The organism is Mesorhizobium sp. CNPSo 4671 (genome assembly GCF_057784245.1).
This window is the reverse complement of record NZ_JBWLUW010000003.1, coordinates 608,119-630,710: the sequence shown is the minus strand read 5'-3', so window position 1 is coordinate 630,710 and position 22,592 is coordinate 608,119. Positions and strand designations below refer to the sequence as shown.

The window sequence follows — 22,592 nt, the reverse complement described above, 5'->3', positions numbered from 1 at the left end:
GCCGTGGAACTCACTCAGTCACGCGGCCGTCCTAAACATTCCCGGGTTAAGATTGCGAAAAGAGGCTTCCTCCGGCCATTGCTCAACTCACAAAAGCCGAAGCAGCCGCCGCGTCAGCACTCTCCAGCCCGTCAAGGGCACGTCGATCAGGCCCGGCATCGGATCCTTTGCCTGGAATGTCGCCCAAGCCCGTACTTTGGCGAATGAGCTGAAATAGGCCCGCTTCGTCAGCCGGCCGGCCGAGATCAGCTTGCCGGCCGCCACCATGTCCCGAACCAGATACATCCAGGACGTAGCGGGCCGCGCTGTGGCTGTCTGCACCTTTTGGCCCGATTTGGTCGCCCAAAGCATGGCGCCGAGGTCGACGCCGGCGGCGGCACCCAGCCCAAACCAAGTCCAGGGCCGTGGATTGACGTCGAGCACCTTCATCGAGCCATCGCGCGCGTCGCGCTTGAATTCGACCTCGACCAGCCCGTGATGCGCGATTGACGCAAGCAGCCGGCGCGCGGCGTCGATCAGTTGCGGTTCGTCGACAACCTCCACGAAGGTGCTGGTGTAACCGAAGTCGACCGGATACTGCCGCGTGCGGCGGGCGGTGAATTCCGCCACCGGCGCGCCCTTGTTCCAGAGCGCCGCGTAAGAGAATTGGCCCTCTCCTCCGCCCGGTATCATTTCCTGAACCACGACATTTCCGCTGCCGATCTCTTCGGCAGCCCAGGTGTAGGCTGTCAATAACGATGCCTTGTCATGGGTGAGAACGGCCTTGGCGCGCGCGAAATGGCTGCGCCCGCCCATGTTGGGCTTCAGGATGACGGGAAAGCGAAGGTCGGCTGCCGCTGCCTGCTCTAGCGACGTGATCTCATAGGTCAGTGGAACCGCAAGCCCCAGTTCGCGCGCCCGGCGATAGAGCAGCGGCTTTTCGCAAACCCATTTCAGCTGCTCCCACGGCGGCAGCACCACATCGAATGCGGCGGAGAGTTGGTCGATCGATTGCGATACGAAGCGAACTTCCGGATCGCCGCCCGCGATCAGCAGAAAACCGCCCAGTCCCTGAACCTTGGCCAGATTGAGCAGGAAGGCGACGGCACCACCGTCATCGGGACCGGGCCACGTCATTGTCCGCTGGGCATATCGCGAAAAGCTGGGCAACGGAGTGTCGTTACTCACCAGCCAGACAGGCACTTTCTGGGCGCCGAAGCTCCTGGCCAGCGCCAGCGTCCCGTGCGCCCCGCCAAGAATGAGCACCCCGGCGGGCCGGTTGGGAACACGATCGTCCATCTCTGGCTGGGGATGCATCTGTCAGTTCCGGCAAACGGCGCGCAATGGCAAGTGTCCCGGCGAACCGATTGACCGCCCGCAGTACTTAAGAGAGCCCTAATAATTCAAACTGCCCGGTGCTGCTGATTGTTCTCAGTCAGGCAATGGCATGGAAAGCACACCCCTTATCCCTCGGCAATAGCCGTCCGTGTCGGAACAGGTAGAACCTTAACCGATTGTTGTAGCCGCCAGTAGAAAGTCTCGCGCCGGGCTCTGGCCCGGCAACGAGAATTCGCGCTTGCAACTAGTTCGTCACGACAATGCGCGTGTTGCCGAAGCCCACTTCCCGCACCATCGAATAGAAGGTCGCGGCATTGGCCGTGTGCAGCCGCACGCAGCCATGCGAGGCCGGGCGGCCGAGTTGCCTGACCGCACCCGTCCCATGGATGGCATAGCCGCCATGGAAGAACACGGAATAAGGCATCGGCGACATATCGTATTTGCGCGAATACCACATCCGCGCGGTCCGCTGCGGCCGGTAAGTGCCACGCGGCGTGAAATAGCCCGGACGCGCGGTCGACACGACCCAGCGATAAACCTCCGACCCGTACCGCACCGTCATCGTCTGCGACGACACGTCGATATTCGCTTCCAACATCGCCGCGTAACTTGCGGACGGCGTACCCAGCAGCGCGGTTGCCAACATCGCCGCTGTTACGAGAAAGAACTTCTTCATGCGATCAAACCCCATTGATTGCCCCTTGCCTGCTTGCCATCACGTTGTTTTTCACCTTTTTAATGGCAGTGAACAAATAGCACACAGTCCTTGATCAATTCGCCAATCCAAAGCAGCGAATTTGAACGATTTCCCGCGATAGTTGCCGTTACGACACGTCGCAGCGACTTGATTGCCGGCGGGCTTGCAATGCAACGTCGATCACTGCTCAACTCTCCCGATGAACGAACGACTCCTTCAAGCAATCGATGACAGGCGCGACGATGTCGTCGCGCTAACCGCCGACCTGATCCGTTTTCCGACCATCAATCCACCCGGCGAAGCCTACCGTCCATGCGCCGAATATCTCGGCGCGCGGCTGAGGAAGCGTGGTTTTGAAACCGAATTCATCCGCGCCGAAGGCACGCCCGGCGACACCGATCGCTACCCGCGCGTCAATGTCGTGGCCCGCTTCGACGGCCGGTCACCCGGCGCCTGCGTCCACTTCAATTCGCATATCGACGTGGTCGAGGCCGGTGACGGCTGGACCGTCGATCCCTTTGCCGGTGTCGTCAGGGACGGCAGGGTCTATGGCCGCGGCGCCTGCGACATGAAGGGCGGGCTGGCTTCGTCGATCATCGCCGCCGAAGCCTTCATGGACGTCTATCCCGACTTTCCCGGCGCCATCGAGATATCGGGCACGGTCGACGAAGAGTCCGGCGGCTTCGGCGGCGTCGCCCATCTGGCCAGGCTCGGCTATTTCTCGAAACCCAGGGTTGACCACGTCATCATCCCCGAACCGTTGAACAAGGACCGCATCTGCCTTGGCCATCGCGGCGTCTGGTGGGCGGAGATCGAGACCAAGGGCGAGATCGCGCACGGTTCGATGCCGTTTCTCGGCGACAATGCGGTGCGCCATATGGGCGCCGTGCTGAGAGCTTTCGAGGACGAACTGTTCCCGGCGCTCGACCGCAAGATGACGCGCATGCCGGTCGTGCCCGAAGGCGCCAGGCGCTCGACCATGAACATCAACTCCATCCATGGCGGCCAGACCGAGGATTTCCGGCCCGGCCTGCCCTCGCCCAACGTGCCCGATTCCTGTCGGCTGACCATCGACCGCCGCTTCCTGCTCGAGGAAGACCTTGCCACGGTCAAAGGCGAAGTGACCGGCATTCTGGAACGTCTGAAGCACGAGCGCAAAAAATTCGATTACGAGATCCGCGACCTGATGGAAGTGCTGCCGCTGATGACCGAGCGCGACGCGCCGGTGGTCAAGGCGGTGGCGCAAGGCATTCATGCGATCTTCGACCGCGAGCCCGACTACGTCATTTCGCCCGGCACCTACGACCAGAAACACATTGCCCGCATCGGCCACATCTACGACTGCATCGCCTATGGACCCGGCATTCTCGACCTCGCCCACCGGCCGGACGAATGGGTGGGCATAGAGGACATGGTGGAATCGGCCAAGGTGATGGCGATCGGCCTCAACGTGCTGCTGCGCGGCACAGCCGGATGAGCGGCCCGCGGCGCAAAAACATTTCTCCTGGCGCCGCGCGACAGCACGAAACGCAATTTACTCCCGCGCGAAATCACGCTTCTATCCGCCGGCTTGAGCATTTGAGCACATAGGGAGTTCAGCGATGAAACTTTGGAAGACCCTTCTGGCCGCAGCTGTGCTGGCGTTCGCAACCGCCACTTCGGCGTTTGCCGCCCGGACCGATCTTGTCATCGGCATTCCGCTTGAACCCCCGCATCTCGACCCGACAGCGGGAGCGGCCGCGGCAATCAGGGAGGTCACCTACGCCAATGTGTTCGAGGGCCTGACCCGAATCGACCCCAATGGCGAGGTTCTGCCGGATCTCGCCGAAAGCTGGACCATTTCCGATGACGGCAAGGTCTACACCTTCAAGCTGCACACCGGCGTGAAATTCCACGACGGCGCCGATTTCAGCGCCGACGACGTGAAGTTCTCGCTCGACCGTGCCCGCGCGGCAAACTCCATCAACGCGCAAAAGCAGCTGTTTGCCGCCATCGACAAGGTCGACGTTGTCGACCCTGCCACCGTGAAGGTGACGCTGACGCACCCGCAAGGCTCATTCCTCTACAATATGGGCTGGGGCGACGCGGTGATCGTGTCGCCGAAATCCGCCGATACCAACAAGGAAAAACCTGTCGGCACCGGCCCCTTCAAATTCGACAACTGGGCCAAGGGTTCATCGATCACCCTAGTGAAATCAGATCATTACTGGGGTGACGCTGTTTTCCTCGAAAAGGTCGAGTTCCGCATCGTTCCCGATGCCGCGGCGGCGGTGCCGGCGCTGCTGTCCGGCGACATACAGGCTTTCCCCTTCTTCGATCCCGACAGCGTCTCCCAAGTCAAGGATGATCCGCGCTTCAAGGTGGTGGTCGGCGCGACCGAGGGCGAAACCATCCTGTCCATCAACAACAAGAAGCGGCCCTTCGACAAGCTGCAGGTGAGGCAGGCGATCTCCTATGCGCTCGACCGCAAGGCGATCATTGACGGCGCTTCGGCCGGGCTCGGCCTGCCGATCGGCTCGCATATGTCGCCGGCCAACAAATACTATGTCGACCTCACCGGCCGCTATCCGCACGACGTTGCCAAGGCCAAGGAACTGCTCAAGGAAGCGGGACTGGAGAACGGCTTCAAGGCCACGTTGAAGCTGCCGCCGACGTCCTATGCGCGGCTCGGCGGCGAGATCATCGCCTCGCAGCTCCGCGATGTCGGCATCAACCTCGAGATCATCCCCGTCGAGTGGGCGCAGTGGCTGGACCAGGTGTTCACCAAGAAGGACTACGACCTGACCATCGTCTCCCATACCGAGCCTAATGACATCGATATCTACGCGCGCAAGGACTACTACTTCAATTACGACAACCCTGCCTTCAACAAGGTCATCGCCGATCTGGAACTGACGTCCGACGAGGCCAAGCGCAAGGACTTGTATGCGCAAGCGCAAAAGATCCTGGCCGATGACGCGGTGGTCGGCTTCCTCTACGAACTGCCCAAGGTCGGGGTCTGGGACGCCAAGCTGCAAGGGTTGTGGGAAAACGCGCCGATTCCCGCCAACGACCTGACCAAGGTGAAGTGGTCGGATTGATTTCGCCCTTCCGAGAAATGCGTGGCTCCGGAAGTAAAATTGCTTCCGGCGCCTGCCTTTTTCCGGCACGTTGGTGCGGATGACCGCCTACCTCCTCAAGCGCCTCGCCATCTCGCTCGCCACGCTGCTACTGGCCTCCATTGTGGTGTTCGCCGTGCTGGAAATCCTGCCCGGCGACCCGGCACGGCTGATGCTGGGCATGAACGCCAGCGCCGACCAGGTCGAACTGCTGCGCAACCAGATGGGCCTGAATGCTCCCCTGCTCTTGCGCTACCTGCACTGGGCCGGCGGCCTGCTCAGTCTCGATTTCGGCCGCTCCTACACCTATTCGGTGCCGGTCATCGATCTCGTGCGTGAACGGCTTGTGGTCTCGCTGCCGCTGGCGCTGATCGCGCTTGCGCTCTCCACGATTATCGCCATTCCGGTCGGCCTGTTTTCCGCCAGCCGGCGCGGCCGGGCCGGCGACACGATTTCCATGGGCGCGGCACAGCTTGGCGTCGCCGTGCCCAATTTCTGGTTCGCGCTGATGCTGATCTATGTCTTCGCCGTATGGCTGCGGCTGGTGCCGGCCGGCGGCTTTCCCGGCTGGAGCCCCGGCATCTGGCCAGCGCTGAAATCCCTGCTGCTGCCAGCCGTGGCGTTGGCGCTGCCGCAAGCGGCGATCCTGGCGCGCGTCACCCGCTCGGCGCTGATCGAGGTGCTGAACGAGGATTACATCCGCACCGCCCGCGCCAAGGGCCTACCCTACCGCGCCGTGCTGTGGCGGCATGCGCTGCGCAACGCCATGATCCCGGTGCTGACCATTCTGGGCCTGCAATTCGCCTTCCTGCTCGCCGGCACCATCATCATCGAGAATGTTTTCTATCTCCCCGGCCTCGGCCGGCTGGTGTTCCAGGCGATCACCCAGCGCGACCTGATCGTCGTCGAAAGCGTCGTCATACTGCTGGTCGCCGCCGTCATTGCCGTCAACCTCGTCGTCGACCTCTCCTATGCGGTCGTCGATCCACGCCTGAGAAGCCGGCAATGACGCTGCACATCGACATCCCTGAGGAGACGTTCAGCTCCATCCTGGCCAAGGCTTTCAGGAACACAGCATTCGTCACCGGCTTCGTCATCACCTTGCTGATACTGGCGATGGCTGTCGTCTCCTATATCTGGACGCCTTACGATGTGACGAAGCTGGTCATATCAGACAAGACGCAGGGCCCCTCGCTGGCGCATTGGTTCGGCACCGACCATTTCGGCCGCGATATCCTGTCGATGATCATGGTCGGCGCCCGCAATTCGATCGCCGTGGCACTTGTCGCGGTCGGCATCGGCATGGGCATCGGCGTGCCGCTCGGCGCCTTCGCCGCCGCGCGCGGCGGCCTCGTCGACGAGGCGCTGATGCGCATCAACGATCTCGTCTTCGCCTTCCCTGCCCTGCTGTCGGCGATCATGATCACCGCCATCTTCGGGCCGGGCGCCGTCAACGCCATCATCGCTATCGGCATCTTCAACATCCCGGTCTTTGCCCGCGTCGCCCGCGCCGGCGCACTGGCGATCTGGCCGCGCGAGTTCATCCTTGCCGCGCGTGCCGCCGGAAAAAGCACCACGCAGATCTCCATCGAACATGTGCTGCCCAACATCGCGACGTTGCTCCTGGTGCAAGGCACCATCCAGTTCGCGCTGGGCATCCTCGCCGAAGCCGGGCTTTCCTATCTCGGCCTCGGTGCACAGCCGCCCATGCCGAGCTGGGGCCGCATGCTGTTCGACGCGCAGACCCGCATGGTGGTTGCGCCGTGGATGGCGATCTTTCCCGGCATGGCGATCGTCATCACCGTGCTCGGCCTGAACCTCCTGGGCGACGGCATCGCCGACATTCTCGACCCCAAATCGCGGCGGCAGCGATGAGCCTGCTGGAAATCGACAAACTGTCGCTGACCATCGGCGACACACAGATCCTGAAAGACATGGAGCTCTCCGTCGCATCTGGCGAAGTGATGGGGCTGGTCGGCGAATCCGGCTCCGGCAAATCGATGACGGCGCTGACGGTGATGCGGCTTCTCCCGCATGCCGCGCGCGCCACCGGGCGCGTGACATTCGACGGAATAGACATTCTCGGAGCAACCGAGGATCAGATGTGCGCGCTACGCGGCGACGACATCGGCATGATGTTCCAGGAGCCGATGACAGCGCTCAATCCGGTCAAGACGATCGGCGAACAGGTGGCCGAAGGCATACGCTGGCACACCAAGGCCACGCGCGCGACGGCCGAGGAGCGGGCGCGAAAAATGCTCGATCGCGTTGGTCTGCCCGAAGCGAAATTCCCGCTGTCGCGCTATCCGCACGAACTGTCCGGTGGCCAGCGCCAACGCGTCGTCATCGCCATCGCCTGCGCGCTGAAACCGAAGCTCTTGATCGCCGACGAGCCGACGACGGCGCTCGACGTGGTGCTGCAGGCGCAGATCCTCGACCTCTTGCGCGATCTCGTCGCGGAAAGCCGCATGGGCCTGCTGTTGATCTCGCACGACCTCGCCGTGGTGACCGAGATGGCCGACCGCATCACAATCCTGCGCCGCGGCGAGGTGACGGAGGCCGGCGACACCGCACGCACACTGTCGGCGCAACTCCACCCCTACACGCGCCAGCTGGCGCAGGCTTCTATGCATGTGCCGGCACGTGCGAGACCGCATGACGCAAGCCAAAGCAAGCCCCTGCTCCAGGTCGAAGGCGTGACCCGCGACTATCCCGGCCGCCGCGCCTCCCTGTTCAAACGGGCGGCCCCTATCCACGCCGTCGACGATGTCTCGCTGTTGATCGCGCCGGGCCAATCGGTGGCGCTGGTCGGCCGCTCCGGTTGCGGCAAGTCAACGCTTGCCCGCATGATCCTGGCGCTCGACAAGCCCAGCCAGGGCACGATCCGCTTTCGCGGCGAGACCATCACCGGCAAGAGAGAAGCCGAGCTGAAGCCCGCCAGGCGCGACATGCAGGTTGTGTTCCAGGACCCCTACGGCTCCTTCGATCCGCGCCAAAAGGTTGAGAAACTGGTCGCCGAACCCTTGCATGTGTTGGAGAAGAAGCCGACGCGCACTGAACGCCGCGAGATGGTGGCGCATGCGCTGCACGAAGTCGGCCTCGATCAGCGCGACATGGACAAGTACCCGCACGAATTTTCAGGCGGCCAGCGCCAGCGCCTGTCGATCGCCCGCGCCATCATCACCCGTCCCAAGCTGGTCGTTGCCGACGAGCCGGTCTCGGCGCTCGATGTCTCGATCCGTGCCCAGATCCTCGACTTGTTCGCCGAGCTCAACCAGAAACTCGGCATTGCCTATCTCTTCATCACCCACGACCTGACCGTCGCCCGTGCGATCACCGACGAGGTGCTGGTCATGCATGACGGCAAGATCATCGAGCGCGGTAAGACCAGCGAGGTGCTGGATCATCCGCAGTCCGAGGCCGCCAGGGCGCTGGTTACCGCCGCGCCGGACCTGCACAGGGCAATCGCGAAACGGATGCAGGAACAGGGGTAAAGGCCCCACAAACCTCGCTCGCAACGCATATACCAAGCGCAAAAATCCAAATATGGTTTGGAGAACCAAACAAGCAGGGGGCTCCATGCGGTCGCGTCGAAGGATTGTCGCCGGAGTGTTCGGATTGTTGATGGCCGGGGCGGCGTTTGCCGGTCAACCGACCGAGTGTGACCGTCTTGCGGGCTCGCCCACCGATCCGAATCGGGTCGGCGAAGGAGTTGGCCTCTACGGGATCGACCCGGCTGCGGCCATCGCGGCTTGCGAAAAGACGCTGGCCGCCGATCCGAACAATCCGCGCCTGCTGTTCGACCTCGGCCGTGCGCATGAAGCAAGCGGAAGTGTCGGCTCGTCGTCGGCTGATGAAATGGCGCTGGCAGGCAAAAGCTATAAGAGCGCCGCGGACCAGAACTATCCCGCGGCCGAGGTTGCGTTGGCCGCCTTCTATTGGCGCGGCAGCGATGGTTTCCAGCAGGACACCAGCCAGGCCATGCTTCTTCTGAAAAACGCGATGGTGTCAGACTCAACGGAGGCCAAGTCGCAGCGCCGGAACCTGTTCGCGGATACGACCTTCGCCACCGACCCCCGCGAAGCGCAGATCCAATTCATCAAGGAGGCAGCCGACGCCGGCGACGCGGACGCACTCTACGCGCTCGGCCTGCCGTTGAGCCTGGCTGAAGACAGGCAAGCAGACGTCGTCCAGCTCTGGCACCAGGCAGCAGTGCTCGGCAGCGCCCAGGCGGCGTTTGATCTCGCCAGGATGTATTTCAGGGGCAAAGGCGGCCTGTCGCCGAACCCGGAAGAGGCGCTGCGGCTGATCCAGAAGGCCGCGGCCGGCGACGATCCCCAGACGTGGGACTTCGCGGCCAAGGCCTATGAGCGCGGCAGCTACGGCCTGCCGAAGGACGAAAGCCAGGCCGCTCGGCTCTTCAGGCAGGCGAGCGATGCCGGCAACAAATACGCACTGTACGATCTCGGCGTGTTCTACGAGGAGGGCAAGGGCGGATTACCACAGGATTCGCGCGAGGCGGCACGCCTCTACAAGCTGGCGGCAGATCAAGGCAATGAAGACGCCGTTGTCGCCCTCGCCCATGACATGGCGGAAGGTCAAGGCGGCTACGAAGCGGACAAGGCCAAGGCGATCGCGCTTTTGAAGCGTGCTGCGCGCTGGAGCACGCTGGCAAAGGACGAGCTGACGAAGATGGGCGGATGACACGGCACGCGGTTCGGCGGCCACAAGGAAGGTTTCCTCGGCGCCGACAAACCCGTTACTCAGGCAGCGCTACTCTTCCGGCTTCACCACGTCGACCGGGCTGATGTCGAGCAGGTCGAGCGTGCGGCGCAGCAGGCGCACCTCGCTCTCGGCCAGCTGCGAATCCGCCTTGGCGATCTCCGCCATGTGCTGGGCCAGTTGCTTGCGGCGTTCTACATCGAGATCGCGAAACAGCGCGATTGCCTGCGAGCCGTTGGTCTCGTAGCCGAACTCGTTGAGATATTCGATGACCGCGTCAATGCTGGTTTCCTGAATGCCGAAGGCGTCCTTGCAGATGCGCCGGAAGGCAACCATCTCACTCTCGCTGACCGTCCCGTCGGCCAGGATCATGCGGAAGAGCATCAGAAGTTCGGCCGACAGGACAGGATCGTCAGCGACCTTGCGCACGCCCGGGTCGCCGTCGAAGATGGAGCGTATCTGGTCCAGCAATGCGAATGCCATCAGGGCCTCTTTCCGGGTTAACCAAATCCAAGCGCGGCGCGCTTGGATAGAGGTAGCGCGGAATCGGTCTTGCGCAAACAGGGCTGTCGTGGTCGAACGCCGTTATCCCGCCGACCGGACGTCTCCGCACATCAGATGATCGATCTCACCACCCAGACAATCGTCATGCTTGCGCTCACCGCCTTTGCCGCGGGCTTCGTCGATTCGATTGCCGGCGGCGGCGGGCTGATCACCATTCCGGCGCTTTTGCTTGCCGGCTTCTCACCGGTCGAGGCGCTTGGAACCAACAAGCTGCAAGGCATGTTCGGCTCCGGGTCGGCGACGATCCACTACGCCTCCAGGGGCCATGTCGACCTGCGTCGGCAATTGCCGTCGGCGCTGCTGGCGGCTGCCGGGGGTGTCGTTGGCGCCTTGCTGGCCACCATCGTTCCTGGCGATCTCCTGCGCGCTCTGCTGCCCCTGGTGCTGATCGCCATTGCTCTCTATTTCGCACTCAAGCCCAACATGAACGATGTCGACCGGGCCGAGCGCCTGTCGCCATTCCTGTTCGGACTGACCCTGGTACCGTCAATCGGCTTCTATGACGGCCTGTTCGGCCCCGGCGCCGGCTCCTTCTACATGCTGGCCTTCGTCGCCCTTGCCGGCTACGGCGTGCTCAAGGCGACGGCGCATACCAAGCTGCTGAACTTCGCCTCCAACATCGGCGGCTTCATCGTCTTTGCCGCTGTCGGCGTCATCTCCTGGAAGATCGGCCTTATGATGGGCGTTGCCCAGTTCCTCGGCGCCCGTGTTGGCGCAAGCCTGGCCATGCGCATCGGCGCCAGGCTGATCAAGCCGCTGCTGGTAATCGTCTGCGTGGCGCTCGCGGTGAAGCTGCTGGCCGACCCCGCCAACCCGCTGCGTGTCATGATTGGTGTGTGATCACGCGCCTGTTACTATGGCGCTGTTCGAATCATGTTGGAGGAGCCACGCATGAATCTCAGCGCGCCTACCCAGATCGTTTTCATCATTTCCCTGGTCATCGCCATCATCGGCATTCTCGCCGCGCTTGGCGTTCTCGCCTTTATCCCGCTCGCATCGGTGTGGATCGTTCTCATTGCCTACATCGTGCTCGCCGCCGGCTGCCTGATGCGCGGCGCCTGACAGGTTTCCCTTGAAGTGGGGACAGAGAGCGCCCGGCCAAAAGCCGGGCGCTTTTGATTCCGGTGCACGGCTGATAGATTTATCGCGGCGGAAGGATGGCCAATGCCGATCGAGATGCAGCGCCGGAAGGAACAGGACCGCTCCATCGCGGGGCGCTTCGAGATGCGCCGGCGCCTTCCCGATCCTGGGCTTGATGGCATCGTGTCTGACATTTGCGGCTATCGGGAAACCGCGGCAGGTCATTTCCGCAATGTCGAATACGCCTCGCTGACCGTACCTCTGGTGGTCAGTTTCGCCGAGCCCTTTGCCATCGGCCTCGGCAAGGCGCCCGGCGACAATGACCGCTTCGCCAGTTTCGCCGCAGGGCTTTTTGCTGGGCCGGTGATGATCGAATCCTTCGGCGCCGCTTGCTGCGTCCAGATCAACTTAACCCCGCTTGGGGCCCGCCGCTTCTTCCGCCTGCCGATGAGCGAGCTGACCGACAGCATGGTCGTCCTCGACGACGTGCTGGGCACCGAAGGCAGGGCGCTGCGCGAACAGCTTGGCAATGCGCCGGACTGGGCGTCGCGTTTCGACCTGGCCGAAGCCTTCGTCACCGCCCGTCTTGCCAGCGCTGCCGAAACGCCGCTGGAAATCGCCTGGGCTTATCATCGCATCATCGCATCAGGCGGCCGGACCCGGATTGCATCGATCGCTGAAAGAGTGGGCTGGAGCCGCAAACACCTCGCCGAAAAATTCAACGAGGCAACCGGCCTCGGCCCAAAGACGCTGTCGCGCATCGTCCGCTTCAACCGGGCGCTCGGCCTGTCGCGACAGCCGACGGCCGACTGGGCCGATATCGCCGCCGATTGCGGCTATGCCGACCAGGCGCATTTGGTGCGCGAGTTCCGCGACCTTGCCGGCGAGACGCCGACGGCACTTGTCAGCAGGTAACATTTCTTCAAGACGCTGGAACAGCCTTCGAACAGAGTGGGTTATCGACCAACCCAACTTTGAGGAGATCGACATGACCACCAGCAACGAAGCCCCACGCCTCTACCCTGCCCTGCGCTACAATAACGCGGCGAAAATGATCGACTGGCTGGGGGAAGCCTTCGGCTTCAGCGTCCGTGCCCGCTATGGTGAAGGCGATGTCGTGCACCATGCCGAACTGGTCTTCGGCTCGTCGATGATCATGCTGGGCAGCGCGCGCGATGACGATTACGGCAAGATGGTCGGCGAACCCGGCACCGGCGGCGACAAGTCGATCTATGTCGCCGTCGACGATGCCGACGCCGCCTATGCCAAGGCAAAGAAGGCCGGCGCGACGATCATCCAGGAACTGACCAACCGCGACTATGGCAGCCGAGAATTCATCTGCCGCGATCCCGAGGGCAGTGTCTGGTCGTTTGGCACCTACTGGCCGAAGGCGGGCGACAAGGGCTGACACCGGCCTGAGGGGTGCTGAGATTCAGGTCAGGCCGAGCCGAAAATGACGGGTTCCGAGAACCGGAGCGGAGCGTACTTTTCGTACGTGAGCACCGGAAGCGCAGGAAGCCGCCATTTGCAGGCCGGCCTCACCTGAATATCGGCGCGCCTCACCGAGCCAGCCCGAAAATCGCATCGCAGTCGAGATGGGTTTCCAGCTCGGCCGCGACCTCGTCCAGCGCGCGCTCGACTTCGGCGCGATAGTCGATGCCGCCGCCCTTGATGCCGAGGCTTTCGAGGAATTTCCCTCGAAAGCCGTCGGCGCCGAACAGGCCATGCATATAGGTGCCTAACACCTTGCCATCGGCCGAGATCGCACCGTCCGCGACACCATTGATGATCGCCGATGGTCGCATCGTGTCCGGACCCGTGGTGCGGCCGAGGTGGATTTCATAGCCTTCGAGCGGGAGATCGAATTGCACCGAGCACGCGCTGACGTTGCGCACCGTCTTCTCCGACTCCATCACCGTTTCGATATCGAGCAGGCCAAGCCCTTCGGTCTCGGTGACGCTGCCCTCGATGCCGTCGGGATCGCGCACGCGGCGGCCGAGCATCTGATAGCCGCCGCAAATGCCCACGACATGGCCGCCGCGCTTGCGATGCGCGGCAAGATCCCGGTCCCAGCCATTCTCACGGAATTTCAGGAGATCGCCGATCGTCGATTTGGAACCTGGAATGACCACCAGCCCGGCATCGGCCGGCAGCGGCTTGCCGGGAGGCACGAACACCACTTCGACCTGCGGTTCGGCCTTGAGCGGGTCGAGATCGTCGAAATTGGCAATGCGGCCAAGCATCGGCACCGCGACCTTAAGCGCCCGCGCCTCGCCGGACGCCAGCCGTTCCAGCACCACCGAATCCTCCGAGGGCAGCCGCGCCGCCGCCTTCAGCCACGGCACCACGCCAAAGCAGCGCCAGCCGGTGAATTTCTCGATCGCCTTCAGGCCGTCATCGAACAGCGAAACGTCGCCGCGGAACTTGTTGATGAGATAGCCGACGATCATCTGCCGGTCCTCTTCCGGCAGGATCAGATGCGTGCCGGCGACCGAGGCGATGACGCCGCCGCGATCGATGTCGCCGACCAGAACCACTGGTACATTGGCACGCGTGGCAAAGCCCATATTGGCGATGTCGCGGCTTCTGAGGTTGATCTCGGCCGGCGAGCCGGCACCCTCGACGATGACCAGATCGGCGCCCTCACCGACCTTGCCCCAAGAATCCAGCACAGCATCCATCAGCCGGGCCTTAAGCGCCTGGTAGTCGCGCGCCCGCGCCTCGCCGAACACCTTGCCCTGGACGATCACCTGCGCGCCGACATCGGTCTGCGGCTTAAGCAGCACCGGGTTCATGTGGACCGACGGCGCGACGCCGCAAGCGATCGCCTGCAGCCACTGCGCGCGGCCGATCTCGCCGCCGCTATTGCTGTTGTCGCCGGGAATATCGGCGACGGCGGCATTGTTCGACATGTTCTGCGGCTTGAACGGCCGCACTTTCAGGCCACGATTCCTGGCGGCGCGGCACAGGCCGGCGACCAGCACCGTCTTGCCGACATCCGAACCCGTGCCCTGCAGCATGATCGCTTTGGCCATCAGTTCCGGCCCTGCGCCACAGTTCCGGTGATCGTGGATTTCTGCGCCAGCGGCCCGCCACGCCAGATGTAGAGCGCCAAAAGTGGCTCGCGGCCGGTTCGCATGGCGTGGCTGACATTGGCAGCGTGGTGGACGACTTCGCCGGCCTCCCGCTGGCGGAAGCCGCTCTCCCCCATGCGCCATTCCGTACCGCCGGTCAGCGGAATGTAGATCTCTTCGGCGACGTGGTGGTGGTCGGGATAGACAATCTCTGGCCCAAGGATCAGCAGGCCGGCCGCGACCTCGTCATTGGCGAAATGGCCACGTGTGCCGAACACTTCCAGCCAGCCGTAATTGTCGATGAAGGCCTTGCCGAAATCAGCCTCGGTGTAGGTCTGGCCCCAGCGCAATACGTTGCGCTGCTGCGCCAGCCATTGCACCAACGGTTTCGCAGCCGGTGGCGCCAAGTCTGCTGCGTCATCGAGATGCCGTACACAACCGAGCGGATGCGGCTCCAGCGCACGGGCCGGCATGTCCCAGCCAATGCGGGCCACGGCATCGCGCACCAGGGCGTTGTCCACGCAAGCGAGATAGGCGTGGAATCGCCCAAGCAGCTCATCGAATTTTGTCGTCACATCTCGCTCCGGACATGCATTGATGCACAGCCGCTCCGCAGGGGATCGGGTTGCGCGGCGGCATCATTGGTCTAGATTGATGCCTGCGCAAAGCCAAAAACGACAGGCCAGCGGGCTAGCTGGCATATAGGGAGAGAACGCCATGGACGCCGCGGTCGATGCGAGCACCAGCCAGTTCGAACTCAACGAGGAACAGCGCGCCATCCAGGAGATGGCGCAGGCCTTCGCCGCCGACCGCGTCGCGCCGAATGCGCTCGACTGGGACCGCAGGAAGCATTTTCCCGCCGATGTGATCCGCGAGACCGGGCCGCTCGGCCTCGGCGGCATCTATGTCAGGGACGATGTCGGCGGCTCCGCGCTCGGCCGCCTCGACGCCGTGCTGATCTTCGAGGCGCTGTCGCATGCCGATCCGGGCTTCTCGTCCTTCATCTCGATCCACAATATGGTGGCCTCGATGATCGACCGCTTCGGCAATGACGAGCAGCGCCAGCACTTCCTGCCGAAGCTCACCTCGATGGAATGGCTGGCGAGCTATTGCCTGACTGAGCCCGGCTCCGGCTCGGACGCAGCGGCGCTCAAGACCCGCGCGGTGAAGAGCGGCGGCGACTATGTGCTCAACGGCGCCAAACAATTCATCTCGGGCGCCGGCGACAGCGATGTCTATGCCGTGATGGTGCGCACCGGCGCCGACGGGCCGAAAGGCATTTCCACCATCGTCGTGCCGAAAGATGCGCCCGGCCTCTCCTTCGGCGCCAACGAGCACAAGATGGGCTGGCATATGCAGTCGACCCGCCAGGTCATCTTCGAGGACTGCAAGGTGCCGGCGGAAAACCTTTTGTCGGGTGAAGGCGCCGGTTTCGGCATCGCCATGGCCGGGCTCGATGGCGGCCGGCTGAACATCGCCGCCTGTTCGCTGGGCGGTGCGCAATCGGCGCTGGACAAGGCGCTGTCCTACACCGCCGAGCGCAAGGCCTTCGGCTCGAAGATCAACCAGTTCCAGGCCTTGCAGTTCAGGCTAGCGGATATGGAGACCGAGCTACAGGCGGCGCGCATCTTCCTCTATGCCGCCGCCTCCAAGCTCGACCGTAAGGCGCCGGATGCCGGCAAATGGTCCGCCATGGCCAAGCGCTTCGTCACCGACACCGGCTTCGACGTCGCCAACAATGCGCTGCAACTGCTCGGCGGCTATGGCTATCTGCACGATTACGGCGTTGAGAAACTGGTGCGCGATCTCAGGGTGCACCAAATCCTCGAAGGCAGCAACGAGATCATGCGCGTCATCATCGCGCGGGCATTGATCGGCCGCTGAAGCCAATAAACTCCGGGAGTGAGACAATGACGACGATCGCCTTCATCGGCCTCGGCAATATGGGCAATCCGATGGCCGCCAATCTGGTCAAGGCCGGCCATGCGGTGCATGGCTTCGACCTGATGCCCGAGAATCTGACGATCGCGCGTGAGCACGGCGTCGTCATCATGGCCAATGCGCTCGCTGCTATTAAGGACGCTGAAGTCGTTATCACCATGCTGCCCGCCGGCAAGCATGTGCTGTCGGTCTATGACGACATCGCGCCCAAGGCAAAAAAAGGCGCGCTGTTCATCGATTCCTCGACCATCGACGTCGAATCGGCGCGCAAGGCGCATGCGATTGCCGTGAAGCACGGCCTGCTCTCCATCGATGCACCCGTCTCGGGCGGCACCGGTGGTGCGGCAGCCGGCACGCTGACCTTCATGGCCGGCGGCTCGAACGATGCCTTCGCCGCCGCCGAACCTATCCTGAAGCCGATGGCAGGCCGCATCGTCCATTGCGGCGGCGACGGTGCCGGTCAGGCGGCGAAGATCTGCAACAACATGATCCTCGGCATCTCGATGATCGGCGTCGCCGAGGCTTTCGTGCTGGCGGAAAAGCTCGGCCTGTCGCATCAGGCGCTGTTCGACGTCGCCTCGACCTCGTCGGGCCAGTGCTGGTCCTTGACCACCTATTGTCCGGTGCCCGGCCCGGTGCCCACCTCCCCCGCCAACAGGGATTACAAGCCAGGTTTTGCCGCGGCACTTATGCTGAAAGACCTGAAATTGTCCCAGGAAGCAGCACTTGGCGCGGGCGCGGTGACTCCGCTTGGCGCCGAGGCGGCGCAGCTCTATGCCCTGTTCAACGCCCAGGGGCATGGCGGCGCCGATTTCTCCGGCATAATTAATTTTCTAAGGGGTAACCCAGCGTAACCAACGGATTTCATGGGTTTTTTCCCGGATCAACCCGGCAGAAAACCCGCAAATTTAGATTTGCTTAAGCTCTCGATAACTCCGCGGTAACGATGTCCCTATAAAACGGATGGCGAGGCGGACATATCGCATCCGCCCGGCGCTCCGGATCAGGTCTCGCGTACCGGAGCCCGTAAGTTTCGCCAAGTGTTTGCGTAGCGAAACGCCATGCGTATCTGGCAAAGCCGCGTTCCCGATGGAGCGCGGCTTTTGCGTTTCTGCCGCACACAATCAAGCCTTGCGTCTATATTCCGATCGCCGCGTTCGGGATTGGCACATGATCTTCGTTCGTCAATACGATCGGCGCATCCACCCCATCCACCCTGACCACCAGCAGTCGTATGCTCCATGTGCCTGCATTGCGAACCAGGTGCGAAAACACGGTACCTTTGCCTTTGGCGCCATGGACCGGAATGCTGAACTGGGCATCGCCGGCGCCATTCGCGTTGACGTTGAGACTGCCGCCAACCCAGAAATTGTCGGTCATATCGTCGCCGATTGCGGCTTTCACGCGGGTGTCGGCGCGAATGGCATCCATGGTCATGTGGTAGGCATCACTGCCTTTCAGGATGTAGGGAACGCTGCCGACCGACGCCGCGCAACCGCCGATCCCCACCACCCAGACGACCAGCCCGGCGATCGCCCAGTTGCGCTGCGTCTTGCGGAACTGCTCCGCGTCGCGCCAGGCCCGGTTCTGCCAGGCCCAGCGGCTGCCGCGTGCGCCAAGCACAAAGATTATGATGAGGTTGACGACCGGGATCAGCGCCAGCAGCGCGATGAAAGTGCTGTTGCCAATTCCCCAGATCCAGTTGAGGAAGAAGGCGCCCCAATTCCAGCGATCGAGTTCGGCCGGGATTTCAGCCGGCTGGTTGAGCGGTTGTCCGGCCATGAAATCCCCCATCGGTGCGTATGCCGATCGGTTCTAGCGCATGATCCCGACAATGCGCAAAATCAAAGTTCCGCCGGGTCCACTTCAAGCCTTTGACGAAAGCCGGCGAAAATTTGCCTTCACCGCGCGGCTGGTCGGCTTCAGTGCGGCGCTCATCGACCGTTCCGCGGCGACGCCGTTGAACAGCGACGGCGTGCGACCGGAAAGGAATTCCGGCCAGAATCGCGATGCCGATTGCAGCAAAGACATCTGCGCTGCAAAAGCGCCTTCGGTCATGGCCGCGGTCTTCTCGCTCACCGCACGCGCGGTTTCGGAGCCCCAGGGCTGGCTGCTGCCGGCGTCCATGGCCATCAAGGGCAGGCGCATCATCGCCACCATCGGCGCCAGCATCAGGTCCGCGCCGATGCTGGCCGCTTCTTGCGCGCGTCGGCTCTTGCCGGTTTTTCTCATGGAAATGAACCCCTTGTCGCAGCCGAGTGGCCGCTGCCTGACACACTACGCGCGGAGGACGAACTTGTTCCGCATTGCGGCAGTATGTTTTCTCGAGGCCGGGCGTTCCCCTCTGGGAAACGCCCGGTCGAGGTTCGCTCCTAGCGCTTGCGCAGATCCGACTGTGCCAGGTCCAGCGCCTTGCCGATGCGCTCGCAGGCCATGTCGATCGTGTCGCGGGTCCAGATCAGCGGCGGCGACAGGATCATCGTGTCGCCGGTGGCGCGCAGCATCATGCCGTTGGCGATGGCGTGGTCGCGCACCGTCACCGCGGCACTTCCCGACGGCAGGAACCGCTCCTTGGTCGCCTTGTCCTTGACGATCTCGATCGCGCCCATCAGGCCGATCGAGCGCACCTCGCCGACCAGGTCATGCCCGGCGATGCGCTCCTGCAAGGCCTTGGCGAAATAAGGTCCGGTGTCGTTCCTGACACGGTCGACCAAGCCTTCCTGCTCGATGATCTCCAGGTTCTTCAAGGCCACGGCGCAGGCCACCGGATGCCCGGAATAGGTGTAGCCGTGGTTGAACTCGCCGCCCTTGTCGACAAGCGTCGAGGCGATGCGGTCGCCGACCAGCAGTGCCGACAGCGGCTGGTAGCCTGACGTTAGCGCCTTTGCCGTGGTGATGGTATCCGGCTCGATGCCGAAGGTCTGCGCCGCGAACCATTCGCCCGTGCGGCCATAGCCGGTGATGACCTCGTCGAGCATCAAAAGCACATCGTATTTGCGGCAGATGCGCTGCACTTCGGGCCAGTAGCTGGCCGGCGGGATCTTGACGCCGCCCGCGCCCATCACCGGCTCGCCGATGAAGGCGGCGACCTTGTCGGCGCCGGCCTCGAGGATGGCGTCCTCGACCGATTTGGCCGCGCGCAGGCCGAAATCATGGTCGCTCTCGCCCGGCAGCGCCAGCTCATAGGCATAGGGCATCATCACATGGACGATGTTGGGCACGGCGCCATTGAGCTGCTTGTGCATAGCGTCCATGCCGCCGAGCGACGTGCCGGCGATGGTCGAGCCGTGATAGGCCATCTTGCGCGAGATGATGCGGTTCTTCTCCGGCTTGCCCTCGATCACCCAGTAGTGGCGGACAAGACGCAAGGCGGTGTCGTTGGCCTCCGAGCCGGAGGAGCCGTAGAACACCTGATTGACGTTCTTCGGCGCGATCTCGGCCAGCTTCTTGGACAACAGCACCGGCGTGGGCGTCGAGCATTTGAAGAAGGAATTGTAGTAAGGCAGTTCCTTCATCTGCGCATAGGCGGCCTCGGCCAGTTCGTCGCGGCCATAGCCGATGTTGACGCACCACAGGCCGGCCATGCCGTCGAGCAGCTCCGCCCCTTCGGAATCATAGATGAACGGGCCATTGGCGTGGGTGATGATGCGCGAACCCGCCTCACGCAATTCCTTGTGGTCGGTGAAGGGATGGAGATGATGCGCGGCGTCGATCTGCTGAAGCTGCTTCAGCGAATAATTCTGATAGGTCATGTCTGATTCTTTCCTCTGGATTCAGTCCGGCTGGCGCCGGGGCGAATGCATCAGAGGCTGGCAGGCGGCGAATAACCGATACGGGCGCACAGCCGCAAAAGCTCCGCGCGCAGCGTGCGCGGTGACGGTGTCACCGCGACCCCGAACGTGCAGACAAAGGTCATAGCAGGAGCCATGGCGGGCACCTTAGAGCAAAGGCTGGCCGAGGTGAACCACCCTTTGCTTGGCCCATGAACAAATGACTCTAGGCCTTGGCGCTCAGCGCCCGTTGCAGGAACACATACTTCATCGCCGTCTGCGCCGCTTGCGGCCGGCGATCGCCGCGCCCGCCATGCCCACCTTCGGTCTCCTCGAAGAACAGCGTCCTGGCGTGGCCTGCCTCCTGCAGGCGCGCCGCCATCTTGCGAGCATGGCCGGGATGGACGCGATCATCGGCGGTCGAGGTTGTCAAAAGGACCGGCGGATAGGCGGCAGAGGACTCTACATGCTGATAGGGCGAATAGGCGGACAGCCACCTGGCGTCTTCCGGCTTCGACGGATCGCCATATTCGGCCATCCACGAGGCGCCCGGCGGCAGTTCGGTGTAGCGCAGCATGTCGAGCAGCGGCACCTCGATGATGACGGCGCCGAACAGTTCCGGGTGTTGCGTCAAGGAAACGCCGGTCAGCAGGCCGCCATTCGAGCCGCCCTGGATGCCGAGCGAGCTGGCCGTCGCGATGCCGCGCCTGACGACGTCTTCGGCCACGGCGGCGAAATCGTCAAAACCGTTCTGGCGATTGCCTTTCAGCGCCGCCTGATGCCAGGCCGGCCCGAACTCGCCACCGCCGCGGATGCAGGCCTGCACATAGGCGTTGCCCTTCTCCAGCCACAGCCTGCCGCGCACGCCGGCATAGCCGGGCAAGAGCGGCACTTCGAACCCGCCATAACCATAGAGCAGCGTCGGCACCGGCCCCTTCTGGTCGCGGCGCCTGACGACAAAGTACGGGATCATCGTGCCGTCCTTCGAGCGCGCCTCGAACTGCTCCGAGATCAGCGGCGCAGCATCGAAACGCGCCGGCTGCGACTTCACGGTGGCGAGCGTCTCGCCATTGTCATCCGACCAGATGATCGAGCTCGGCGTCAGGAAATCCGTGAAGGAAAACGACACGCTGGACCCGAAATGCTCGGCATGGCTGATGCCGACAGTGCCGTTTTCAGGCAGCGCGACCGGCTTCATCGACCAGGTTCCACCCTTGCGCTCGCAGACCAGAACCTTGCCGCGCACATTGTCCATCAGGCTGATGAACAACCGGTCCTGCGTGCGGGCAATGCCAGCGATCGACACGCGATAGGCCGGCGCCAACAGGGTCTCGATGGCGCCAAAACTGCCGGTTTCGATCCAGTGCGCAAAATCGAGCGAGTAAAGCCCGTCCGGCTGGCACACCATGCCGTCCGGCGCCGTCCATGGCGTGCGCACCCCAAACAGCAGCTGGTCCTTGAAAAGCGATGTGTCAGTGACATCGTCGGGCAGCGGAATGCGTCGGTTTTCGCCAGACGGGAGATGCAGGAAACTGTGCGATGCGAAGAAATTGATTGCCCGCGCCAGAAACACGTGACGCTTGTCGCCGTCGAACTCGACGCCAGCTCCGGCGGCGAGATCTTCGGTCTTTGCCTCGAAGATCGGCGCCGCGTCTTCCAGCTTGGTGTCGCGTTTCCAGAGCTTGATCACGCGCGGGTAGCCGGACGCGGTCTTGTCAGCGTCCTCCAAGGCCGCCGAGACGATGACGGTGTCCTTGTCCAGCCAACTGAAGCCCGACTTCGAGGCTCGCGCGTGATATCCGCCCTCTACGAACGACTTGGTTTCGATGTCGAATTCGCGCATCTCGCTGGCATCGCCGCCATCCGGCGACATGGACAGCAGGCAGCGGCTGAAGTCCGGATAGAGGCGGCTGGCGCCGCTGAACACCCATTTTATCCCCTCCTTTGCCGCCAGCTGGTCGAAGTCGATGATCGTTTCCCAGACCGGCTTCTCGGTCTTGTAGGAGGCGACCGTCGTGCGGCGCCACAGGCCGAGCGCATTGGTCTTGTCCTGCCAGAAATTATAGACATGGCCGGCGATCGCCGCGCCGACGGCGATATTGTCCTCGGCCGTCATCAGGTCGAGCGCCGTCTCGAACGAAGCCTGATAGGACGGATCGCCCTGCAATTCGCCAACCGTGATCTCGTTCTGGCCATGCACCCAGTCGAGCGACTCTTTGGCGGTCCTGTCCTCCAGCCAGAGGAAGGGATCTTCGGTGCCGGCTTCCGGCTTGGCGATGGGCTTGGTCATGGAATCTCCGATAGTTTCGGCACGCAACATCGACATGCC

At 63.1% G+C, this 22,592-nt stretch carries 22 protein-coding genes; 12 read left to right on the top strand and 10 right to left on the bottom strand.

Annotated features, from left to right (window positions below):
• Positions 1 to 87: 87 nt before the first annotated feature.
• Together AC04SF_RS11220 and AC04SF_RS11215 are read right to left on the bottom strand one after the other, a co-directional pair.
• Positions 88 to 1,296, bottom strand: a complete 1,209-nt coding sequence (locus AC04SF_RS11220) for a carboxylate--amine ligase (protein WP_488477834.1) — start codon at positions 1,294 to 1,296, stop codon at positions 88 to 90.
• 265 nt (positions 1,297 to 1,561) lie between these two features.
• Entirely contained in the window at positions 1,562 to 1,993 is a 432-nt protein-coding gene (locus AC04SF_RS11215; RefSeq protein ID WP_096446930.1) for a L,D-transpeptidase, read from the bottom strand.
• A gap of 220 nt (positions 1,994 to 2,213) precedes the next feature.
• Between AC04SF_RS11215 and AC04SF_RS11210 the strand changes: the two genes are divergently transcribed.
• The 6 genes from AC04SF_RS11210 (at position 2,214) to AC04SF_RS11185 (ending at position 9,816) form a co-directional block, all read left to right on the top strand.
• Complete coding sequence (locus AC04SF_RS11210; protein ID WP_488477833.1) at positions 2,214 to 3,491, top strand: acetylornithine deacetylase/succinyl-diaminopimelate desuccinylase family protein; 1,278 nt, start codon at positions 2,214 to 2,216, stop codon at positions 3,489 to 3,491.
• A gap of 124 nt (positions 3,492 to 3,615) precedes the next feature.
• Positions 3,616 to 5,094: an ABC transporter substrate-binding protein gene (locus tag AC04SF_RS11205; protein WP_488477832.1), complete on the top strand. Its 1,479-nt coding sequence runs from the start codon at positions 3,616 to 3,618 to the stop codon at positions 5,092 to 5,094.
• Positions 5,095 to 5,173: 79 nt separating this feature from the next.
• The gene (locus AC04SF_RS11200; protein ID WP_488477831.1) at positions 5,174 to 6,121 is read left to right on the top strand and encodes an ABC transporter permease; all 948 of its coding nucleotides are present in this window, start codon (positions 5,174 to 5,176) and stop codon (positions 6,119 to 6,121) included.
• A complete protein-coding gene (locus AC04SF_RS11195; protein WP_488477830.1) occupies positions 6,118 to 6,987 on the top strand; it encodes an ABC transporter permease in 870 nt (289 codons plus the stop codon). Before AC04SF_RS11200 ends, AC04SF_RS11195 begins: the two co-directional genes overlap by 4 nt.
• Positions 6,984 to 8,606: an ABC transporter ATP-binding protein gene (locus AC04SF_RS11190; protein ID WP_488477829.1), complete on the top strand. Its 1,623-nt coding sequence runs from the start codon at positions 6,984 to 6,986 to the stop codon at positions 8,604 to 8,606. Before AC04SF_RS11195 ends, AC04SF_RS11190 begins: the two co-directional genes overlap by 4 nt.
• A gap of 85 nt (positions 8,607 to 8,691) precedes the next feature.
• Positions 8,692 to 9,816 carry a tetratricopeptide repeat protein gene (locus AC04SF_RS11185; RefSeq protein WP_488477828.1) on the top strand — a complete coding sequence of 375 codons (1,125 nt, stop codon included), beginning with the start codon at positions 8,692 to 8,694 and terminating at the stop codon, positions 9,814 to 9,816.
• A 69-nt stretch (positions 9,817 to 9,885) separates the two neighbouring features.
• On the opposite strand, the gene AC04SF_RS11180 is transcribed toward AC04SF_RS11185, so the two are convergent.
• Positions 9,886 to 10,317 (bottom strand): TerB family tellurite resistance protein, encoded by a 432-nt coding sequence (locus AC04SF_RS11180; RefSeq protein WP_027046940.1) that lies wholly within the window; start codon positions 10,315 to 10,317, stop codon positions 9,886 to 9,888.
• Between the two features lie 135 nt (positions 10,318 to 10,452).
• On the opposite strand from AC04SF_RS11180, the gene AC04SF_RS11175 reads away from it, so the two are divergent.
• The 4 genes from AC04SF_RS11175 to AC04SF_RS11160 all read left to right on the top strand — a co-directional run bounded on the left by AC04SF_RS11175 (position 10,453) and on the right by AC04SF_RS11160 (position 12,886).
• On the top strand, positions 10,453 to 11,238 hold the full coding sequence (locus AC04SF_RS11175) for a TSUP family transporter (RefSeq protein WP_488477827.1): 786 nt from the start codon (positions 10,453 to 10,455) through the stop codon (positions 11,236 to 11,238).
• A gap of 51 nt (positions 11,239 to 11,289) precedes the next feature.
• Positions 11,290 to 11,460, top strand: a complete 171-nt coding sequence (locus AC04SF_RS11170) for a hypothetical protein (RefSeq protein ID WP_080511798.1) — start codon at positions 11,290 to 11,292, stop codon at positions 11,458 to 11,460.
• Positions 11,461 to 11,562: 102 nt separating this feature from the next.
• Positions 11,563 to 12,393, top strand: a complete 831-nt coding sequence (locus AC04SF_RS11165; protein WP_488477826.1) for a helix-turn-helix domain-containing protein — start codon at positions 11,563 to 11,565, stop codon at positions 12,391 to 12,393.
• Positions 12,394 to 12,466: 73 nt separating this feature from the next.
• Positions 12,467 to 12,886, top strand: coding sequence for a VOC family protein (locus AC04SF_RS11160; RefSeq protein WP_488477825.1), 420 nt, complete (start codon positions 12,467 to 12,469; stop codon positions 12,884 to 12,886).
• 151 nt (positions 12,887 to 13,037) lie between these two features.
• On the opposite strand, the gene AC04SF_RS11155 is transcribed toward AC04SF_RS11160, so the two are convergent.
• The gene (locus AC04SF_RS11155) at positions 13,038 to 14,513 is read right to left on the bottom strand and encodes a cobyric acid synthase (protein ID WP_488477824.1); all 1,476 of its coding nucleotides are present in this window, start codon (positions 14,511 to 14,513) and stop codon (positions 13,038 to 13,040) included.
• Positions 14,513 to 15,127, bottom strand: a complete 615-nt coding sequence (locus tag AC04SF_RS11150) for a dimethylsulfonioproprionate lyase family protein (RefSeq protein WP_096446954.1) — start codon at positions 15,125 to 15,127, stop codon at positions 14,513 to 14,515. The genes AC04SF_RS11155 and AC04SF_RS11150 overlap by 1 nt, the downstream gene beginning before the upstream one ends.
• 142 nt (positions 15,128 to 15,269) lie before the next feature.
• Between AC04SF_RS11150 and AC04SF_RS11145 the strand changes: the two genes are divergently transcribed.
• Complete coding sequence (locus AC04SF_RS11145; protein WP_488477823.1) at positions 15,270 to 16,436, top strand: isobutyryl-CoA dehydrogenase; 1,167 nt, start codon at positions 15,270 to 15,272, stop codon at positions 16,434 to 16,436.
• A gap of 26 nt (positions 16,437 to 16,462) precedes the next feature.
• On the top strand, positions 16,463 to 17,347 hold the full coding sequence (gene mmsB, locus AC04SF_RS11140; RefSeq protein WP_488477822.1) for a 3-hydroxyisobutyrate dehydrogenase: 885 nt from the start codon (positions 16,463 to 16,465) through the stop codon (positions 17,345 to 17,347).
• 283 nt (positions 17,348 to 17,630) lie between these two features.
• On the opposite strand, the gene AC04SF_RS11135 is transcribed toward mmsB, so the two are convergent.
• The 5 genes from AC04SF_RS11135 to AC04SF_RS11115 form a co-directional block, all read right to left on the bottom strand.
• A complete protein-coding gene (locus tag AC04SF_RS11135; RefSeq protein ID WP_488477821.1) occupies positions 17,631 to 18,275 on the bottom strand; it encodes a cytochrome c oxidase assembly factor Coa1 family protein in 645 nt (214 codons plus the stop codon).
• Between the two features lie 84 nt (positions 18,276 to 18,359).
• Positions 18,360 to 18,725, bottom strand: coding sequence for a hypothetical protein (locus AC04SF_RS11130; RefSeq protein ID WP_488477820.1), 366 nt, complete (start codon positions 18,723 to 18,725; stop codon positions 18,360 to 18,362).
• A gap of 140 nt (positions 18,726 to 18,865) precedes the next feature.
• The gene (locus AC04SF_RS11125) at positions 18,866 to 20,245 is read right to left on the bottom strand and encodes an aspartate aminotransferase family protein (protein ID WP_488477819.1); all 1,380 of its coding nucleotides are present in this window, start codon (positions 20,243 to 20,245) and stop codon (positions 18,866 to 18,868) included.
• A gap of 50 nt (positions 20,246 to 20,295) precedes the next feature.
• Positions 20,296 to 20,421 carry a capsid protein gene (locus AC04SF_RS11120; RefSeq protein ID WP_081293941.1) on the bottom strand — a complete coding sequence of 42 codons (126 nt, stop codon included), beginning with the start codon at positions 20,419 to 20,421 and terminating at the stop codon, positions 20,296 to 20,298.
• Positions 20,422 to 20,489: 68 nt separating this feature from the next.
• Positions 20,490 to 22,553 (bottom strand): prolyl oligopeptidase family serine peptidase, encoded by a 2,064-nt coding sequence (locus tag AC04SF_RS11115; RefSeq protein ID WP_488477818.1) that lies wholly within the window; start codon positions 22,551 to 22,553, stop codon positions 20,490 to 20,492.
• Positions 22,554 to 22,592: the final 39 nt, after the last annotated feature.

What these genes read in the sequence shown, in the direction of transcription:
- AC04SF_RS11125 (WP_488477819.1), bottom strand. Translation starts at nt 20,245, where the DNA reads ATGACCTATCAGAATTATTCGCTGAAGCAGCTTCAGCAGATCGACGCC.
- AC04SF_RS11130 (WP_488477820.1), bottom strand. Translation starts at nt 18,725, where the DNA reads ATGAGAAAAACCGGCAAGAGCCGACGCGCGCAAGAAGCGGCCAGCATC.
- AC04SF_RS11170 (WP_080511798.1), top strand. Translation starts at nt 11,290, where the DNA reads ATGAATCTCAGCGCGCCTACCCAGATCGTTTTCATCATTTCCCTGGTC.
- AC04SF_RS11155 (WP_488477824.1), bottom strand. Translation starts at nt 14,513, where the DNA reads ATGGCCAAAGCGATCATGCTGCAGGGCACGGGTTCGGATGTCGGCAAG.
- AC04SF_RS11180 (WP_027046940.1), bottom strand. Translation starts at nt 10,317, where the DNA reads ATGGCATTCGCATTGCTGGACCAGATACGCTCCATCTTCGACGGCGAC.
- AC04SF_RS11175 (WP_488477827.1), top strand. Translation starts at nt 10,453, where the DNA reads ATGATCGATCTCACCACCCAGACAATCGTCATGCTTGCGCTCACCGCC.
- AC04SF_RS11185 (WP_488477828.1), top strand. Translation starts at nt 8,692, where the DNA reads ATGCGGTCGCGTCGAAGGATTGTCGCCGGAGTGTTCGGATTGTTGATG.
- AC04SF_RS11135 (WP_488477821.1), bottom strand. Translation starts at nt 18,275, where the DNA reads ATGGCCGGACAACCGCTCAACCAGCCGGCTGAAATCCCGGCCGAACTC.
- AC04SF_RS11190 (WP_488477829.1), top strand. Translation starts at nt 6,984, where the DNA reads ATGAGCCTGCTGGAAATCGACAAACTGTCGCTGACCATCGGCGACACA.
- mmsB (WP_488477822.1), top strand. Translation starts at nt 16,463, where the DNA reads ATGACGACGATCGCCTTCATCGGCCTCGGCAATATGGGCAATCCGATG.
- AC04SF_RS11220 (WP_488477834.1), bottom strand. Translation starts at nt 1,296, where the DNA reads ATGCATCCCCAGCCAGAGATGGACGATCGTGTTCCCAACCGGCCCGCC.
- AC04SF_RS11215 (WP_096446930.1), bottom strand. Translation starts at nt 1,993, where the DNA reads ATGAAGAAGTTCTTTCTCGTAACAGCGGCGATGTTGGCAACCGCGCTG.
- AC04SF_RS11160 (WP_488477825.1), top strand. Translation starts at nt 12,467, where the DNA reads ATGACCACCAGCAACGAAGCCCCACGCCTCTACCCTGCCCTGCGCTAC.
- AC04SF_RS11205 (WP_488477832.1), top strand. Translation starts at nt 3,616, where the DNA reads ATGAAACTTTGGAAGACCCTTCTGGCCGCAGCTGTGCTGGCGTTCGCA.
- AC04SF_RS11145 (WP_488477823.1), top strand. Translation starts at nt 15,270, where the DNA reads ATGGACGCCGCGGTCGATGCGAGCACCAGCCAGTTCGAACTCAACGAG.
- AC04SF_RS11165 (WP_488477826.1), top strand. Translation starts at nt 11,563, where the DNA reads ATGCCGATCGAGATGCAGCGCCGGAAGGAACAGGACCGCTCCATCGCG.
- AC04SF_RS11195 (WP_488477830.1), top strand. Translation starts at nt 6,118, where the DNA reads ATGACGCTGCACATCGACATCCCTGAGGAGACGTTCAGCTCCATCCTG.
- AC04SF_RS11200 (WP_488477831.1), top strand. Translation starts at nt 5,174, where the DNA reads ATGACCGCCTACCTCCTCAAGCGCCTCGCCATCTCGCTCGCCACGCTG.
- AC04SF_RS11115 (WP_488477818.1), bottom strand. Translation starts at nt 22,553, where the DNA reads ATGACCAAGCCCATCGCCAAGCCGGAAGCCGGCACCGAAGATCCCTTC.
- AC04SF_RS11210 (WP_488477833.1), top strand. Translation starts at nt 2,214, where the DNA reads ATGAACGAACGACTCCTTCAAGCAATCGATGACAGGCGCGACGATGTC.
- AC04SF_RS11120 (WP_081293941.1), bottom strand. Translation starts at nt 20,421, where the DNA reads ATGGCTCCTGCTATGACCTTTGTCTGCACGTTCGGGGTCGCGGTGACA.